The organism is Polaribacter aestuariivivens, assembly GCF_005885675.1.
Lineage (GTDB): Bacteria > Bacteroidota > Bacteroidia > Flavobacteriales > Flavobacteriaceae > Polaribacter > Polaribacter aestuariivivens.
Window position 1 is genome coordinate 148,285 of record NZ_VANR01000001.1, and the last position, 17,314, is coordinate 165,598.

General features: G+C 29.3%; 14 protein-coding genes. 11 read left to right on the forward strand and 3 right to left on the reverse strand.

Annotated features, from left to right (window positions below; translation table 11 throughout):
• Nucleotides 1-363, reverse strand: coding sequence for a CoA-binding protein (locus tag FDT66_RS00630; protein ID WP_138534217.1), 363 nt, complete (start codon nucleotides 361-363; stop codon nucleotides 1-3).
• Nucleotides 364-456: 93 nt separating this feature from the next.
• Between FDT66_RS00630 and FDT66_RS00635 the strand changes: the two genes are divergently transcribed.
• The 4 genes from FDT66_RS00635 to FDT66_RS14095 all read left to right on the forward strand — a co-directional run bounded on the left by FDT66_RS00635 (nucleotide 457) and on the right by FDT66_RS14095 (nucleotide 6,933).
• Nucleotides 457-2,910 (forward strand): outer membrane beta-barrel family protein, encoded by a 2,454-nt coding sequence (locus FDT66_RS00635; protein WP_138534218.1) that lies wholly within the window; start codon nucleotides 457-459, stop codon nucleotides 2,908-2,910.
• Nucleotides 2,911-3,040: 130 nt separating this feature from the next.
• Complete coding sequence (locus FDT66_RS00640; RefSeq protein WP_171032285.1) at nucleotides 3,041-5,452, forward strand: outer membrane beta-barrel family protein; 2,412 nt, start codon at nucleotides 3,041-3,043, stop codon at nucleotides 5,450-5,452.
• A 180-nt stretch (nucleotides 5,453-5,632) separates the two neighbouring features.
• Nucleotides 5,633-6,595 carry a sulfatase-like hydrolase/transferase gene (locus FDT66_RS00645; RefSeq protein WP_222927902.1) on the forward strand — a complete coding sequence of 321 codons (963 nt, stop codon included), beginning with the start codon at nucleotides 5,633-5,635 and terminating at the stop codon, nucleotides 6,593-6,595.
• Nucleotides 6,596-6,702: 107 nt separating this feature from the next.
• Nucleotides 6,703-6,933: a hypothetical protein gene (locus tag FDT66_RS14095; protein WP_222927903.1), complete on the forward strand. Its 231-nt coding sequence runs from the start codon at nucleotides 6,703-6,705 to the stop codon at nucleotides 6,931-6,933.
• 404 nt (nucleotides 6,934-7,337) lie between these two features.
• Here the strand turns inward: FDT66_RS14095 and FDT66_RS00650 are convergent, their stop codons facing one another.
• Together FDT66_RS00650 and FDT66_RS00655 are read right to left on the reverse strand one after the other, a co-directional pair.
• Nucleotides 7,338-8,144: a GLPGLI family protein gene (locus FDT66_RS00650; protein WP_138534220.1), complete on the reverse strand. Its 807-nt coding sequence runs from the start codon at nucleotides 8,142-8,144 to the stop codon at nucleotides 7,338-7,340.
• Between the two features lie 143 nt (nucleotides 8,145-8,287).
• Nucleotides 8,288-9,295 carry a 3-oxoacyl-ACP synthase III family protein gene (locus tag FDT66_RS00655; protein WP_138534221.1) on the reverse strand — a complete coding sequence of 336 codons (1,008 nt, stop codon included), beginning with the start codon at nucleotides 9,293-9,295 and terminating at the stop codon, nucleotides 8,288-8,290.
• A gap of 107 nt (nucleotides 9,296-9,402) precedes the next feature.
• On the opposite strand from FDT66_RS00655, the gene FDT66_RS00660 reads away from it, so the two are divergent.
• From FDT66_RS00660 to FDT66_RS00690, 7 genes are all read left to right on the forward strand, one after another.
• Nucleotides 9,403-10,794: a Gfo/Idh/MocA family protein gene (locus FDT66_RS00660; RefSeq protein ID WP_138534222.1), complete on the forward strand. Its 1,392-nt coding sequence runs from the start codon at nucleotides 9,403-9,405 to the stop codon at nucleotides 10,792-10,794.
• A 12-nt stretch (nucleotides 10,795-10,806) separates the two neighbouring features.
• Nucleotides 10,807-11,700 (forward strand): nucleotidyltransferase family protein, encoded by an 894-nt coding sequence (locus FDT66_RS00665; RefSeq protein WP_138534223.1) that lies wholly within the window; start codon nucleotides 10,807-10,809, stop codon nucleotides 11,698-11,700.
• Nucleotides 11,691-12,758, forward strand: coding sequence for a phosphotransferase (locus tag FDT66_RS00670; RefSeq protein WP_138534224.1), 1,068 nt, complete (start codon nucleotides 11,691-11,693; stop codon nucleotides 12,756-12,758). Before FDT66_RS00665 ends, FDT66_RS00670 begins: the two co-directional genes overlap by 10 nt.
• A 104-nt stretch (nucleotides 12,759-12,862) precedes the next feature.
• The gene (gene htpG / locus FDT66_RS00675) at nucleotides 12,863-14,770 is read left to right on the forward strand and encodes a molecular chaperone HtpG (protein ID WP_138534225.1); all 1,908 of its coding nucleotides are present in this window, start codon (nucleotides 12,863-12,865) and stop codon (nucleotides 14,768-14,770) included.
• A 117-nt stretch (nucleotides 14,771-14,887) separates the two neighbouring features.
• Entirely contained in the window at nucleotides 14,888-15,700 is an 813-nt protein-coding gene (locus FDT66_RS00680; protein ID WP_138534226.1) for an amidohydrolase family protein, read from the forward strand.
• Between the two features lie 200 nt (nucleotides 15,701-15,900).
• On the forward strand, nucleotides 15,901-16,788 hold the full coding sequence (gene ypfJ, locus FDT66_RS00685) for a KPN_02809 family neutral zinc metallopeptidase (RefSeq protein ID WP_138534227.1): 888 nt from the start codon (nucleotides 15,901-15,903) through the stop codon (nucleotides 16,786-16,788).
• A gap of 8 nt (nucleotides 16,789-16,796) precedes the next feature.
• The gene (locus FDT66_RS00690; protein WP_138534228.1) at nucleotides 16,797-17,312 is read left to right on the forward strand and encodes a GNAT family N-acetyltransferase; all 516 of its coding nucleotides are present in this window, start codon (nucleotides 16,797-16,799) and stop codon (nucleotides 17,310-17,312) included.
• The last annotated feature ends 2 nt before the right edge of the window (nucleotides 17,313-17,314 follow it).

A 17,314-nucleotide genomic window follows, 5' to 3' on the forward strand; every position in this document is an offset into this window, starting at 1 on the left:
TTAATACTGGTTTGTAGCCAATAAAACCAAAGTACAAGCAATTTCACTTTTAATATTATTTTCTTTCAGTAATTTTAGAAACTCCATATTTTCTGTCCCAGGGTTAAAAATAACTCTTTTTGGTTTCAAGCCAATTATAAACTCATAATACGCTTCTTGTCTTGATGGGTTTAAATATAAAGTAACTGTATCAATATCTTTAAATTCTACTTTTTCGGTTGCAATTGTTACGTCTGCTACTACTCCAACTCGTAAACCAATTGCAACTACAGGTATTTCATTTCCACGCAATCTTTTAATAGCAATGTTCGAATATCTGTTTTCATTTAGGGAAGCTCCTAAAACTAAGGTTTTCTTTTTCATTTGTTAATTATATGTTAAAGACAGTTAAATAGAGTAACAAATATAATAAATGAGACGTCTCTAATACATCAATTCAACGATTAATCAACCAAAATGAAAAATTTACTACTACTTGTACTGTTTTGTTTCTCTATAACTCTACAAGCTCAATTACCAAAAAATAAACTTTTAAAACCGGGAACTATTTCTGGAAAAGTCGTGGATAAAATATCCAAAGAGCCTTTACCTTATGTAAATATTGTTGTGAGAGATTTTTCAAAAAAAATACTTACTGGTGGAATTACAAACGAAAACGGACTCTTTAACATCAAAGACATTCCTGAGGGAAATAGCTTGGTAGAAGTGCAGTTTATTGGTTACAAAACATTTTCAACAAAAATAGAAATCTCTAATAAAAAAAATAAAATCGATTTAGGAACTATATCTCTTTCTGAAGACAATGCTCAATTAAACGAGATTGTAGTGAGGGCAGAAACTTCGCAAGTTGTACAAAAAGTAGATAGAAAAGTTATTAATGTTGGTAAAGATTTAACTGCGACAGGAACCACAGCTTCCGAACTTTTAAATAATGTACAATCTGTAAGTGTAGATAGCCAAACAGGTAGTATTAGTTTACGTGGAAATGACAATGTTCGTGTTTTAGTAGATGGAAAACCTACAAATATTTCTGCTGCTCAATTATTAAAACAAATTCCTTCCACTTCTATAAAAAGTATTGAATTAATTACAAATCCTTCTGCAAAATACAATCCAGAGGGAATGAGTGGAATTATAAATATTATCTTAAATAAGAACGCAAACATGGGCTTTAATGGTTCTGTGGATACAGGAATTACTGCTGGACATTATGTTCGTTACAATGCTTCTACCAATATGAACTATAAAACTGGGAAAGTAAATTTCTTTGGAAATTATGGTTATAATGGAGGAAATAATTACAATTATGGTTTTGTAGATAGACCTACCGCAAACAGATTGCAAGATTTTATTTTTCAAAATGATAATCAATCTCATTTGATAAAAGCAGGTGCAGATATTTATTTAGATAAAAAAAATACACTTTCTTTTTACACTACCCAAAATTGGTTCGATGGCGATGGAAATGGAAGAACTTTAGTAACAGAGAATGGAACTATTGTTTCTAATGCTCCTAACATTCAGCTAAAAAACAACCAAACTGGGGCTTATAATGTAAATTACAAAAGAGAGTTTGAAAAAGAAGGACACAATTTAGAATTCGAAGCAACATATTCGAACACGAGAGCTCCTGAAGATGCAGAAAATAAAGATTTGACAAAAAACCCAAATGACGCAGATTTTAAAGTTTTAAACTTCTTTAATGATATTACAAACAAGAGTAACAATACATTATTAAACGTAGATTATACAAATCCTGTTTCAGAAAAAGGAAAATTAGAATTAGGCTTAGAATATAGAGAAGATAATACTTCGAATATAAATATTACAAATCAAGATGAAATTGTTTTCGATAATCAAGGAAATTCTATGATTCAACCTCTGGGAAATTCTGATTTTGACTATGGAAGAAAAATATATTCGGCATATGCGAATTATGGGCATCAATTTGGAAAATTAACCATGCAATTAGGTGCACGTTTCGAGCAATTTAAAGCAGAAGGAAATTTTAATCGCGATGGAAATCCGTCAGAAAATGTAAAACAAGATATTTTTAGTGTGTATCCTTCCGCCTTTTTTACTTTTAATCCTTCTGATAAAAATCAATTTCAAGTAAGTTATAGTAGAAGAGTCGATAGACCTGGAATTTCTCAAGTAAATCCAATTAGAGAATGGAGTACACCTTTAATTACTTCTATTGGAAATGCAGATCTTCTGCCACAGTTTACCAACTCTTTTGAAGCAAATTATACACGTCAAATTAAAAACGGGTCTGTTACTTTTGGGACTTTTTATAGAGCCATTAACGATAATATTTCACGTGTAACTTACAAAGATCCTAACGATCCATCGAACGTAAAACAGGTTTTATCTTGGACAAATTTTGAAGACACTAGTGCTTACGGATTGGAATTTTCTTTAAATTATAAAATTGCAAATTGGTGGAGAGTAAATTCTAGTATGGATTTCTATTCCCAAAAACAATTTGGAACTGTAGATTTAGTAAATGCAAACGCACAAAGAATAGAAGTTACCAACGAAGTGTTTAATGCAAGAATTAGCAATAATTTTAAAGTTTCTAAAAGGGTTAACATACAATTATTTGCAATGTATAGAGGCCCACAAGAAGACATTCAATGGAAAACAGAAAACATGTGGATGGTAAACACAGGTGCAAGTCTACAAGTTTTAGATGGAAAAGGTAGTATAAATTTTAGGGTAAATGATATTTTTAGAGGTATGAAATTCGCTTTTAATTCTGAAAACCCTTTTGTACAAAATGGACAATTTAATTGGGAAAGCCAGACTGCTTATATTGGTTTTAACTACAGATTTGGTAGTGGAAAAAACAAAGCAAAACAAAGAAGACAACGTGATGATAATATTAAAGAAGGTGGTGCTGGTTTTTAAATAATTATGATAAAAATTCTTTAAACAAATTTTAAAAAATCGAAGTTTTTACTTCGATTTTTTTTGTTAAAAATTTTGCCTATATTTAAAATTCATAATGCTATGTAAAATTAAACCAAAAATCCCCGCAATGAAGAAACGAATCGCGTTTTTGCTTCTTTTTTGTTCTTTAACTATTTTCTCACAAAAAAATAACACCAAATTAAATGTTGGTGTTTTAAGCGGTAAAATATTAGACAGCAAAACGAAACAGCCCTTACCTTATGTAAATATTATTTGTAAAAACTTAAAACAAGAAATTATTTCAGGTGGAATTTCCGACAAAAAAGGAAAATTTAATATTAAAAAACTTCCTTTAGACTCTTTGTTTATAGACGTTCAGTTTATTGGATACAAAACCATAAAAAAGAAAATTAAGTTCTCTAAAGAAAGTAGTATTTTTAGTTTGAATACCATTTTTTTAGAAGAAGACACTACTCAATTAAAAGAAATAGAAGTCGTTTCTGAAACCTCTTCTATGGTTCAAAAAATTGATAGGAAAGTTTTTAATGTTGGTAAAGATTTGGCTTCTGCAGGTACAAATTCATTACAAATGTTAGAAAATATTCCTTCTGTTCAAGTAGATTATCAATCTGGAAATATCAATTTAAGAGGAAACCAAAATGTTCGTGTTTTAATCGATGGAAAACCTTCAAATTTATCAGCCTCACAACTTTTGAAGCAACTACCTTCTTCAGCAGTAAAAAGTGTTGAAATTATTACGAACCCTTCTGCGAAATATTCTCCTGAAGGTATGAGTGGAATTATCAACTTTGTGCTTAAAAAGAATGTAACCATTGGTTTTAATGGTAGTTTTTCTGCTGGTCTGGAACATAGTATAAACACAAGACCTACTGCTTCTTTAGATTTAAATTACAGATCTGGAAAGTTTAATTTTTATGGAAGTTATTATTTAGATTGGGGCGATTTCGAAACGTTTTCTAATTTTGAAAGATTGGATAAAAACCTAAATCAGGATATAAAATTTTTAGACAATACAACTTCACATTATATAAAATCGGGAGTAGATTATTACATCAATAAAAAAAATACGTTGTCTTTTCATATTACCAAAAGTATTGCTGATACTGATTTTCATGTAGATACAAGAACATTTTTAAATAACAATTTAATTTTTGATGCTAAAAACATTTCAGTATTTGATATCCAAGAAACTTCCTATAATTTAGATTATAAAATCGATTTTAATGAAGAAGGCGAAAATTTAGAGTTAGAAATTAATTATTCTAAAAACACGAATCCGCAAGAAGACAATAATAACGAAATTATAAATCCGAATTCGAAAGTGTATAACTATACAAATTCCATCAAAAATAATAATGATATTTTTTTAGTGAATTTAGATTATACAAAACCTATTAAAAACGGAACCTTAGAATTGGGTTTAGAAACAAGAATCCAAAATGCATTCAATAAAATAATAACCAATCAAGAAGTTGAAACCAATGGAAATCCGCCAACAAAACCCAGAGGAAATTCGAATTTTACGTACGATAGAGATTTGTATTCTGCTTATATTAATGTACATAAAGAGTATAAAAAATTTAGTTTTCAAGCGGGTTTAAGATTAGAGCAATTTAATGTGGATGGTTTATTTTCCAATACTGAACAAACAAATTTAGAGCCTTATTCAGATGAGATTTTCAGTTTGTATCCTTCTGCTTTTGTTACTTATGCTTCCTCAGACAAACATCAATTTCAAGTTGGATATAGCAGAAGAGTAGACAGACCAGGAATAGATCAAGTAACACCAATTCAAGAATGGAATACACCACTATCTATTTCAGTTGGGAACCGTAATTTAAGACCGCAATTCACAAATTCGTTCGAATTCAATTATACGAATTCTTTTAAAAAAGGATATTTTACACTCGGTACATTTTATAGAGAAACGAAAGATATTATTGGAAGAGTTTTTGATATTGACAATACAAATGCAGACAGACAATTACTTTCCTACACAAATTACAATACCTCTAAAAGTTATGGTTTTGAATTTGCCTCGAGTATAAAAATGACAAATTGGTGGACATTAAGGCCTAGTTTTAACAGCTATGTACAAGAAAACCAAGGTGTGGTAAACAACAATTTTATTCAGGTTGAAAACGTTTTAACAACCGCAAGAATTAGCAATAGCTTTAAAGCGAGTAAAAAGTTGCGCTTCCAACTTTCTAGTTCTTATAGAGGAACTTATAAAAATGTGTTGGTAAAAGTTGAACCTTATCTTTTGGTAAATGCTTCTGCTAGGTATTCTATTTTAAAAGGAAAAGGCTCTCTTTCTTTAAGAGCAACCGATATTTTCGATAATTATAAATTAGATTTTTCTACCACAAACCCTTTTCCCCAAAATGGACAATTTACTTTGGAGTATAGTTCTATTTATTTTGGATTTTCATACAATTTCGGGCGTGGAAAAAATCGCGAACGAGATAGAAAATATAGAGAAAATAACGAAACCGAAAGTAGTGGTGGCATTTTATAAAGATAAATTATATATTCGATTAATCAACCAAAAAAATATGAGTAGTGAGATTAAAATATGATTTAAAATTCACATCTTGTGCGCTATTCATATTTGTTATTAGCGACTTCATGTACTACTCCAAAAAAAACACAAACTCCTCCAAATATTATTGTTTTTTTAGTAGATGATATGTGATTAATGGATTCTTCTGTTCCTTTTTTAACGGATGAAAATGGGAATGCTAAAAAATATCCGTTGAATAATTACTACAGAACTCCCAACATGGAAAAATTGGCAAAAAACGGAATACGTTTCACAAATTTTTATGCACATTCCGTTTGTTCGCCTTCTAGAACTTCTATTTTAACTGGGCAAAATTCTGCAAGACATGGTGTTACGAATTGGATTAATTCCGAAAATAATAACAAAACAGAATTTGGGCCTAAAGATTGGAATTGGAAAGGACTTACCAAAGAAACTGTGACATTGCCGAAAATTTTACAAAAAGCTAGTTACAAAACCATTCACGTTGGAAAAGCGCATTTTGGACCGTTTAATAGTGATGGAGAAGACCCTTTAAATTTAGGTTTCGATGTAAATATTGCTGGAAGTTCTATTGGACATCCAGAAAGTTATTATGGAAAAGAAGGTTATGGACATATTGCTGGTCAGAAATCAAGAGCGATTCCTGATTTAGAAAAATACCATGGCAAAGATATTTTTTTAACAGAAGCATTAACTTTAGAAGCAAATTCTGCGATTTCGCAAGCCAAAAAAGAAGGAAAACCTTTCTATTTAAATATGGCACATTATGCTGTACATGCACCTTTTCATTCAGACCCACGTTTTGCGGATAATTATAAAGATTCAGATAAATCTAAAAGAGCACAAGCGTACGCTACTTTAGTAGAAGGTATTAACAAATCTTTGGAAGACATTATACAACATGTAAAAGATTTAGGATTGGGAGAAAATACGTTGATCTTATTCCTAGGAGACAATAGTTCTGACGCTCCATTATCAATTGAAAATGACTATAGCAGTTCTTCTCCATTAAAAGAAAAAAAGGAAATCATTGGGAAGGTGGAATGCGAGTTCCGTTTATCACTTCTTGGGTTACTCCAGATAAAACTCAACCATACAAGGAAACTTACCAATTGAACAAAGTGGAGTTCAACAACAAATTGGTACAATTTTAGACTTTTCCAACATTATCTCAACTTGCTAAACTAGAAGTTCCAGAAAATATTACTCTAGATGGTTTTAATTTGAAAGAACAATTTTCTGGAAAAACAAACCTAAAACGAAACGAAGAATTTCTTAATCATTTTCCACATGGAATACATCGCTCGAATTATTATACAAGTTTTGTAAAAGCCGACTGGAAAGTTGTATATCATTATCCTGTTGTTAAAGACGAACCTAAATACGAACTTTTCAATCTAAAACAAGATCCTTTTGAAGCTGAAAATTTAGCAAAAAAAATCCTGAGAAATTAAAGGAAATAATGAAGGTTTTAACAAACGAAATAACTGAAAAAGGAGCTAAATACTCTAAAAAGAAGGTGCTGTTTTAGAATTGATTGTTCCTGAATAATTTGCAAATACATAGAACACCCATTTTCTTTAATTTAAAAATAAAGAAAGTAGGTGTTTTTTTTCATATTTACTTCTTAAGCTACTGGTTATTAGTTGCCTCAAATGAAGCTTTCAAAGCAATTACAATATTTATAATACAGAAAAAGAAAATAAGCACACCATTAATCCAAGAATTTGGAAATGGAATAAATTTTACAAAAGCATTTAAAATAAACACTAAGAGGAAAATATTTGAAAGAAATAAGAATAGTTTGTATTTTTTTTTCATTTTAAAAATTGAAATACAAATATCATAAAAAAAAGTATTAACCTCTTCTTCTACCTCTATTGTTTCTCATATCTAACATTTTTTCACGTACAGTTAAAGAATATTCATTTTTTGTTACTTCTTTTCCATTATCTGGAGCCTCAATTTCTAAAGTAGCATTTCTGTTAATGGTAATTTCAGTACATAGCAATGTGGTATTATCTGCACTTACTTCTAATATAAAACCTGGTAACCCCCAAAATTCTGCAGGACCATGTGCCAAAGGAATTTCTGGTGTATACCAAGCTTCTACAATTACCATTTTTTCTTCTTGTTTATCATCTTCATTTGTTCTTATATCGCTCCAAGAAAAATTATACCAATTCAGTTCTTTATAGGGTACAAAAGCTTTAGCTTTATAACATGTATAATTACCAATTTTTTTTGTTTCAGAACCCATTGTCCATTCTATTTTATACAAATCATCTTTTACTAAAAAACGCTTTCCATAAAATTCTTGACTTTGTACAATTTTATTCTCTAAAATATTTTTATACTGGTCACCTCTAGAGAAATAACCTCCCCAAGAGTCTGTTGCACCAGAAATAGCATCAATTTTTTCTTCCTCTAAGAAAGTAGCTTCTTGTTTGTTAAATTTTAATACGTAACTCTTTTCTAATCTATTTTTTAAACGAGCTGCAACTTGTTTTTTTTGAGCTTCACTTAACCTAGCTCCCCAATTTCCAAGTTCCATTTTAGATTTTGAAACATAGGTAGCTTCACCACTAAAATTTTGACCATTTGCATTTAGAGTAATTGATATTATTGCTAATAAAAAGAAGTATTTTAGAATATTTGATTCCATAATTGCTTGTTGTTTAACTTTTTTGTAAAATTAATAAACAATTATTTTTAATCTGTTAAAATATACACAATGTTTTTTGTAGAATATAGAAACAAAAAAAGACTCGTAAATACAAGTCTTTTATAATAAAAATTTATATTTATTTACCAGCGAATTATAACACTTCCCCAAGTAAAACCACTTCCAAAAGCTGCTAAAATAACCAAATCGTTGTCTTTAATTTTGCCTTTTTCCCAAGCTTCTGTCAAAGCAATAATTACAGAGGCTGCTGTAGTATTACCATATTTCATGATATTGTTATACACTTTATCATCTGCTAATTGAAATTTCTTCTGAATAAATTGTGCAATTCGCAAATTTGCTTGATGCGGAATTAACATATCTATATCTTCTTTTTGTAAATTATTAGCTTCTAAACCTTCTACTATTGCTTCAGAAAAACGACCAATTGCGTGTTTAAATACAAATTGTCCGTTCATATAAGGATAGTAAGAAGTATCATTAGGATCATTATTTTCCATAATTTCTGGCACCCATCTTTGAGTTGAAGGGCCTTCTAAAACCAATTCTTTTGCATGTTTTCCTTCCGAATGCAAATGAGAAGATAAAATTCCTTTTCCTTTTTCTTCACATCTGGACAAAACAGCTGCTCCTGCTCCATCTCCAAAAATTACAGTAACTCCTCTTCCTCTCGTAGATTTTTCTAAACCACCTGAATGATTTTCTGCTCCAATAACCAATATATTTTTATACATTCCTGTTTTTATAAACTGGTCTGCAACAGACATTGCATAAATAAAACCAGAACATTGGTTACGTACATCTAAAGCACCAATTGTTGGCATATCTAATAAATCTTGCACCTGCACTCCACCTCCAGGAAAATACATATCTGGACTCAAAGTGGCAAAAACAATAAAATCTATATCATCTTTTGTTAAACCTGCTCTTTCAATGGCAATTTTAGCAGCTTTAGCTCCCATAACTGCAGTTGTATCTCCAGTTTTTGGATCAATCCAGCGTCTTTCTTTAATTCCTGTTCTTTCTTGAATCCATTCATCAGAAGTTTCCATAAATTCCTTTAAATCGTTGTTGGTTACAACATTTTCTGGAACATAATAACCAAGACCTGTTATTTTTGAGTTATACATAATTTATTGGGATGTATTTTAATTATTAGCTATTTGTTAATATCAAAAATAGTGATTAATTAATATCTTTACAAAATCGACTAAGAACAATTCAAAACTAATATTTCATGAACAGAAAAGATTTTTTGTCACTTTCTACTAAAGCAGCTTTATTTTTAGGACTTACTACAGCAGTTTCTTGCAAAGAAAAAACTATAGAAAAAACAAATAATTTACTTAATAAATCAGCAAAAGGAACAGCATTTGGTTTAAAATCTCCTAAAATTGATAACGTAAGAGTTGGTATAATTGGTTCAGGAAATAGAGGACAAACATTAATACAAATGTTTGATTGGTTGGTAAAAAATAATAATGCTACAATTGTTGCAATATCAGATTTAAAAAAAGAAAAAGCTGATAAATTAAACGAACATTTAAAAAAAACACATAATAAAACTGCTGAAGTCTATTCTGGAAATCAGAATGAATGGAAAAAAATTGCAGAAAGAGATGATATTGATTTGTTAATAATTGCGACTCCATGGGAAATGCATACTGAAATGTGCTTATATGGAATGGAGAAAGGGAAACACGTAGCTTCTGAAGTACCAATTGGCTATACTTTAGAAGATTGCTGGAAGTTGATAGAAACTGCAGAACGCACCCAGAAACATTGTATGATGATGGAAAACTGTTGTTTTAACAATGAGGAACTATGGGTTTTAAATATGGTAAACCAAGGTGTTTTTGGAGATTTAACTCACGCAGAAGGTGCTTATATACATGATTTAAGAAAACACTTATTAGATGAAACCTATTATGAAAATCAATGGAGAATAAAACATCACTTAAAAAAAGATGGTAATTTCTACACAACTCATGGTTTGGGTCCAATAAGTCAGTATATGGATATTGGACGTGGAGATACTTTTGACCATCTTGTTTCTATGAGTTCAAGAGAAAAAAGTTTAAGTGATGCTGCGAAAAGATCCAATTTACCACAATTTCAAAATGTAAAATGTGGAGATATGAATACCACAATGATTAAAACCAAGTTAGGCAAAACTATCATGCTACAATTTGACGTTCATACTGGAAGACCTTACGATCGTTTAAATACTTTAGTTGGTACAAAGGCAGTTCATGAAGGATATCCATCAAAATTATATATAAATGATGATGAATTGGCTTGGTGGGGGCACAATTGGTTAGATAGTGAAAAATATACTGAATACAGAGAAAAATACAATCACCCACTTTGGAACAAATTAAAAACTCAAATCTCTGATAATTCTGTGGGTCATGGAGGTATGGATTTTGTAATGATTTACAGATTAATTAAGTGCTTAAATAAAGGGTTGCCATTAGACATCAATGTATATGATAGTGTTTTGTGGAGCGCAATTACACCGCTTTCAGAATTATCAGTAGCTCAAAATAGTGCTTCTGTAAAAGTTCCAGATTTTACTGGTGGAACTTGGAAAAATAAGAACAAAACAGAAATGCTGAGAAATATTTAATTTTAAAACCTTATGACTCTCGTAATTTTAGCAGCTGGTTTGGGCAGTAGATATGGTGGCTTAAAACAATTAGATATTATAGGCGAATTTAATGAAACAATCATAGATTTTTCTTTATTTGATGCAATAGATGCTGGTTTTAAAAATGTAGTTTTTATTGTAAGAGAACAGATTTTAAATCAGGTAAAAGAATTTTATCTATCTAAATTAGAAGGTAAAATTAACGTAACTTTTGTTTGTCAAGAAGTTACTAAAATTCCAAATAATTTCAAACCAAACTCAAGAGTAAAACCATGGGGAACTGCTCATGCACTTCTAATGGCTAAAGGTGTTGTTAAAACTAATTTTTGCGTAATAAACGCAGACGATTTTTACGGAAAAGATGCTTTTTTACAAATGATTAACTTTTTAAAAGGAACCAAAAAAAATACTTTTAACTATGCTATGATTGGTTATTTAGTAAAAAACACATTATCAAAAAAAGGTACAGTTTCTAGAGGAGAATGTACAAAAAATAAAGATAATTATTTAAAAAAAATTATTGAAAGAACTGATATTTTCGCAAAAAATAATAACATTTATTATACTGAAAATAACCTAGAAATTCAATTAAAAGAAAATACCATTGCATCTATGAATTTTTGGGGCTTTACAACTACTATTTTCAGTGAAATTGAAAAACAGTTTCAAGAATTTTTGAGTAAAAACTACAAAGAGCAAAAGAAAGAATTTTATTTACCATTAGTTATAAATAATTTAATTACAACAAAAAAAGCTACTGTAAAAATTTTAGAAACAGAATCTAACTGGATGGGGGTTACCTATATAGAAGACAAAAAAACAGTAGTTAATAACATAAAAAAGCTTAAAGAAAACAACATTTATCCTACAAAATTATGGGATTAAAAAGTCAGCTTCAAAATATTTTTGAACAATTCAATGTAAGTGAAAAATTTACTGATTTTCAAATATTTTACTCTGGGCACATTAATAATACCTACTTAATTTTAACTAAAGAAAAGCTGAATTATGTACTCCAAAAAATTAATGGAAATGTATTTAAAAAAGCTAAAGAAGTTATAGAAAACAAAGTGAAAGTGACTTCTTTTTTACAAAATTCAAACTATAAGACATTAGAATATATAAAATCTAAAAACGGTAATTTTTACATAAAAGACTTAGAAAATAATTATTGGAATTTATGTTATTATATAAAAAACTCGCAAACGTTTACGCAAGTAACATCTTTTAAAATATCTTTTGAAGCAGGTAAAATAACAGGTGGTTTTCTAACAAAAATGAGAGATTTTGAAGAGACCTTAGTAGATATTTTACCAAAATTTCACAACATGTCTTTTCGATTTTTACAATTTGAAGAAGCTCTAAAAAATGCTTCTTCTAAAAGAGAAGAAACGGCTTTAGAATGGATAAATTTTTGCATTTCTAAAAAAGAAGAAATGACAATACTTGACAAAGCAATTTTGAATAAAGAAATTCCTTTAAGAGTAATTCACAGTGATACTAAAATTTCTAATATTTTATTTGATAAAAATGAAAAAGCGATCTGTTTAATAGATCTAGATACTGTTATGAAAGGCGTTCTTCATTTTGATTATGGTGACGCGCTTAGAACTATCTGTAATACTGCAAAAGAAGATGAGAAAAATAGCAAACTTATTAATTTTAATTTCAATTATTTTAAAAACTACACAAAAGGTTTTTTAGAATCTACAGGAAATCAACTCACAAAAAATGAGTTAAAATACCTATCTATCAGCCCCAAAATCATAACATTTATTATGGGACTTCGTTTTTTAACAGATTATTTAAATAATGATGTTTATTATAAAACAGAGTATAAAGAACACAATTTAATTAGGGCTAAAAATCAATTTATTTTAGTAAATAAAATTCTTGAAAATCAAGAAAAAATAGAAAACTTCATTCAAAAAACAACATCTTAAAAAGTTGTAAATTTTAATCTGCCATCTTGTCACAAAACTCTTTTTGGTATTTTTTTTGACTATTGTGTTAACACAATTAATAATTTAATTAAAATAAATATAAAATGGCAAAAGGAAACATTAATGTATCAGTAGAAAATATTTTTCCACTGATTAAAAAATTCTTGTATTCTGATCACGAAATCTTTTTACGTGAATTAATTTCAAACGGAACAGATGCAACTACAAAATTAAAACACCTAATTTCTATTGGTGAAGCTAAAACCGAATTAGGTGATGCTAAAATTGAAATTAGCTTAGATAAAGACGCAAAAACCTTGACAATTAAAGACCAAGGTTTAGGAATGACAATGGATGAAGTTGAAAAATACATCAACCAAATTGCATTTTCTGGTGCCGAAGAATTTTTAGAAAAGTATAAAGATGATAAAAACGACACAGGTGTAATTGGGCATTTTGGTCTTGGTTTTTACTCAGCGTTTATGGTCGCAGAAAAGGTAGAAATTTTCACAAAATCTTTTAAAGACGAACCTGCAGCACATTGGACTTGTGATGGTTCTCCAGAATATACTTTAGTTGAACACGATAAAAAGGATAGAGGAACAGAAATTGTTTTACATATCGCTGACGATTCTACCGAATTTTTAGAAGAAGGTAAAATTAGAGGTTTGTTAACAAAGTATAATCGTTTTAATCAAGTACCAATTAAATTTGGAACTAAAAAAGTAAACGACCCAACTCACGAACCAAAGACTACCAAAGATAAAGACGGTAAAGAAACTACAGAACCTCACAGACAAATTGAGGTTGATGATATTATAAATAATACAAATCCTGCTTGGACAAAAGCTCCTGCAGATTTAGAAAAGGAAGATTATGATAATTTCTATAGAGAATTGTATCCAATGCAATTTGAAGAGTCATTATTTCATATTCACTTAAATGTTGATTATCCTTTTAATTTAACAGGAATTTTATTTTTCCCTAAGTTATCTCAAAACTTAGATATGCAAAAAGATAAAATTCAATTATACCAAAATCAAGTTTTTGTAACAGATAATGTAGAAGGAATTGTACCTGACTTTTTACAAATGCTAAAAGGTGTTATTGATTCTCCAGACATTCCTTTAAACGTTTCTAGATCTTATTTACAAGCAGATGGTGCTGTAAAAAAGATTTCTGGCTACATTACCAAAAAAGTTGCTGATAAATTATCATCATTATTTAAAAAAGATCGTGAAGATTTTGAGAAAAAATGGAACGATATTAAAGTAATTATAGAATATGGAATGCTGTCTGAAGACAAGTTTTTTGACAAAGCCAAAAAATTTGCTTTATATCCAACTGTAGACGATTCTTTTTTCACTTTTGATGAATTTATTGAAAAAACAAAAGACAATCAAACAGATAAAGACGGAAACCACGTTATTTTATACGCAGCAAATAAAGATGCGCAACACAGTTATATACAAGATGCAAAAGCAAAAGGATATGAAGTGCTTCTTTTAGATTCGCCAATCATATCTCATTTAATGCAAAAGTTAGAAGGTGGAGATGGTAAAATAAAATTTACAAGAGTAGATGCAGATCATGTAGATAATTTAATTAAGAAAGACGAAAATGTAATTTCTAAATTATCTGACGAAGAAAAAGAAAAATTAAAACCAGTTATTGAAAACGCTGTAAATTCTAAATCATATACAGTTCAGTTAGAAGCTATGGACTCTAACGCATCACCGTTTTTAATTACAGTTCCAGAATTTATGCGTAGAATGAAAGAAATGCAAGCTTCTGGTGGTGGTGGAATGATGGGAATGGGTAATTTTCCAGACATGTACAATTTAGTTGTAAATACGAATAGTCCATTGGTTTCAGAAATTTTAGCAGCAGATGAAGACAAACAAAAAGAGTTAATTTCTCAAGCTTTTGATTTGGCTAAATTATCTCAAAACCTTTTACATGGTGAAGAATTAACAAAATTCATCAAAAGAAGTTATGAATTAATTAAATAATTATTTTGCTACTTTCATACTGGTAGAAATCAACAAAACAAAAACCTTTTTGCAAAAACAAAAAGGTTTTTTTGTTTTTTAAATGTAACTTTGATTAAACACAAATAACTTACAAAAATGATTATAGACGTTCATACACACATTAATAATTATCATGAAGATAAAGTAACATCTATAAACGAAAGTTTAGATTTACTTACAAAAAACATGAACGAAAACAATGTAGATTATGCACTAATTTTATCTTCTTACAAGGTTAACGAACACAGACCAAGCACTAAACAAGTTGTAGAAGCTGTAAAAGGCTATAAAAACTTAGGCGTTGTAGCAGGTATTAGTTATTTGCACTACAACTATAAAGATGTTATAGAAATTAGTAAGTATTTGTCTGAAGGCCACATCAAAGGATTAAAGTTTTATCCTGGTTATGAACCTTTTTACCCAAATGATATTCGTTTTAAATTAATATATGAAATGGCTATTGAGTATGATGTTCCTGTAATGTTTCATTCTGGTGATACGTATGCTCCAACTGGAAAAGTAAAATACTCTCACCCTTTACATATTGATGATTTAGCTGTAGATTACCCAGACTTAAAAATCGTAATTTGTCATGTTGGTAACCCTTGGATTAAAGATTGTATGGAAGTAGTTTATAAAAATAAAAATGTTTTTGCAGACATTTCTGGACTAGTTTTAGGTGACTTTAATGAAAAGTTTGAACGCTACATGAAAAAAGAAATTGAAGAAATGATTACGTATGCTGGTGACCCAAAATATTTACTTTATGGTACAGATTGGCCAATATCTAACATGAAATCGTATTTAAAGTTTATGAATCAATTAGATTTAGCTGAGGAGAAAAAAGAATTAATTCTATGGAAAAATGCTGCAGAACTTTTTAAAATAAATGTAAACGATTTAAAATAAAACTAACTCAAAAAGCTACTTTACCTAAAAAACAAACTAGTTAACTCAATATAACTTTCTTGTTAATAATCTAAAATGACTTTCAATGAAATTATAGCCAGTTGTATAGTACATGTTACAAATTAATTTTTTTGTTACTATTTCCATTTTATCAACTTAAAAATAAATAGTAGTTTTATATCGTTTTAAAAACGAAACGTATGAAATGGAGAAATAGAAGAAAAAGTACTAACGTAGAAGATAGAAGAGGAATGTCTTCTGGTAGAAATTCTGGTGGCGGACTTAACCCAATGTTAATTGGTTTATTATTAAAATTAGTTACCTCTAAAAAAGGGTTACTAATTGTAGGTGTGGTTGTTGCAATTATGTATTTTACAGGCAACAATCCTTTAAATTTCTTAACAGGAAATAACAGTAATCAAATACAAAATACTACATACAAAGGTACTGCTAAAGAAAACGAGCTTGCCGAATTTAGCAACCAAGTTTTAAGAGATACTGAAGATGTTTGGAATGGTTTATTAAGTAATTACCAAGAACCTAAATTGGTTTTATTTACAAACGCTGTTTCTTCTGCATGTGGTTCTGCTTCAAGTGCTACAGGACCTTTTTACTGTCCTGGAGATAATAAAATTTATATAGATTTAAGCTTTTTTGATGAAATGGCAAGAAAACTAAATGCTCCTGGTGATTTTGCACAAGCCTACGTAATTGCTCACGAAGTTGGGCATCACATTCAAAATTTAACAGGAATCAGTAGAAAAGTACAATCTATGAGAGGTAAAATTAGCAAAACAGAATACAACAAATTATCTGTTATGTTAGAATTACAAGCAGACTTTTACGCAGGTGTTTGGGCACACCATTCTCAAAGAAACAATTTAATTTTAGATGATAATGACTTGCAAGAAGCCTTAAATGCGGCAAATGCTATTGGAGATGATCGACTTCAAAAAAAATCTACAGGAAGAGTTGTACCAGATTCTTTTACACACGGAACCTCTGCACAAAGAATGCGTTGGTTTAAAAAAGGTTTTGATACTGGCGATATTAATCAAGGTGATACTTTTAACGCAAAGACACTATAATTATTTAAATGATTTCAATTAAAAAAGCAACTATTAAAGAAGTAACTGATTTAGCTTTAGTTGGTAAAAAAGCGTTTATAATTCCGCATAAAGATGCCATACCTTCTAAAATTATGGTAAATTACTTAAATCATAGTTTTAGTGAAAAAACGTTGTTAGAAGAAATTACGAACCCCAATTATCAATACAATTTAATATTTGTTGATGATAATTTAGCCGGATTTTCAAAAATTATTTTCAATCATAAAAACGATAATATTACACAAACAAATGTTACAAAAATGGAACGTTTGTATTTATTAGAAGAATATTATGGTTTAGGTTTAGGAAACAAGTTATTTCAGCACAACTTACATCTAGCAAAAGAACAAAATCAAAATGGAATTTGGTTATACGTTTGGATAAAAAATTTTAGAGCCTTAGAGTTTTACAAAAAAGTTGGTTTTAAAAAAATTGCTATGTACGATTTTCCTATTTCTGAAACGGAAAAAAGACCAAATGATGTTTTATACTTAAAATTTTAATA

What these genes read in the sequence shown, in the direction of transcription:
- FDT66_RS00630 (WP_138534217.1), bottom strand. Translation starts at nt 363, where the DNA reads ATGAAAAAGAAAACCTTAGTTTTAGGAGCTTCCCTAAATGAAAACAGA.
- FDT66_RS00635 (WP_138534218.1), top strand. Translation starts at nt 457, where the DNA reads ATGAAAAATTTACTACTACTTGTACTGTTTTGTTTCTCTATAACTCTA.
- FDT66_RS00640 (WP_171032285.1), top strand. Translation starts at nt 3,041, where the DNA reads ATGAAGAAACGAATCGCGTTTTTGCTTCTTTTTTGTTCTTTAACTATT.
- FDT66_RS00645 (WP_222927902.1), top strand. Translation starts at nt 5,633, where the DNA reads ATGGATTCTTCTGTTCCTTTTTTAACGGATGAAAATGGGAATGCTAAA.
- FDT66_RS00650 (WP_138534220.1), bottom strand. Translation starts at nt 8,144, where the DNA reads ATGGAATCAAATATTCTAAAATACTTCTTTTTATTAGCAATAATATCA.
- FDT66_RS00655 (WP_138534221.1), bottom strand. Translation starts at nt 9,295, where the DNA reads ATGTATAACTCAAAAATAACAGGTCTTGGTTATTATGTTCCAGAAAAT.
- FDT66_RS00660 (WP_138534222.1), top strand. Translation starts at nt 9,403, where the DNA reads ATGAACAGAAAAGATTTTTTGTCACTTTCTACTAAAGCAGCTTTATTT.
- FDT66_RS00665 (WP_138534223.1), top strand. Translation starts at nt 10,807, where the DNA reads ATGACTCTCGTAATTTTAGCAGCTGGTTTGGGCAGTAGATATGGTGGC.
- FDT66_RS00670 (WP_138534224.1), top strand. Translation starts at nt 11,691, where the DNA reads ATGGGATTAAAAAGTCAGCTTCAAAATATTTTTGAACAATTCAATGTA.
- htpG (WP_138534225.1), top strand. Translation starts at nt 12,863, where the DNA reads ATGGCAAAAGGAAACATTAATGTATCAGTAGAAAATATTTTTCCACTG.
- FDT66_RS00680 (WP_138534226.1), top strand. Translation starts at nt 14,888, where the DNA reads ATGATTATAGACGTTCATACACACATTAATAATTATCATGAAGATAAA.
- ypfJ (WP_138534227.1), top strand. Translation starts at nt 15,901, where the DNA reads ATGAAATGGAGAAATAGAAGAAAAAGTACTAACGTAGAAGATAGAAGA.
- FDT66_RS00690 (WP_138534228.1), top strand. Translation starts at nt 16,797, where the DNA reads ATGATTTCAATTAAAAAAGCAACTATTAAAGAAGTAACTGATTTAGCT.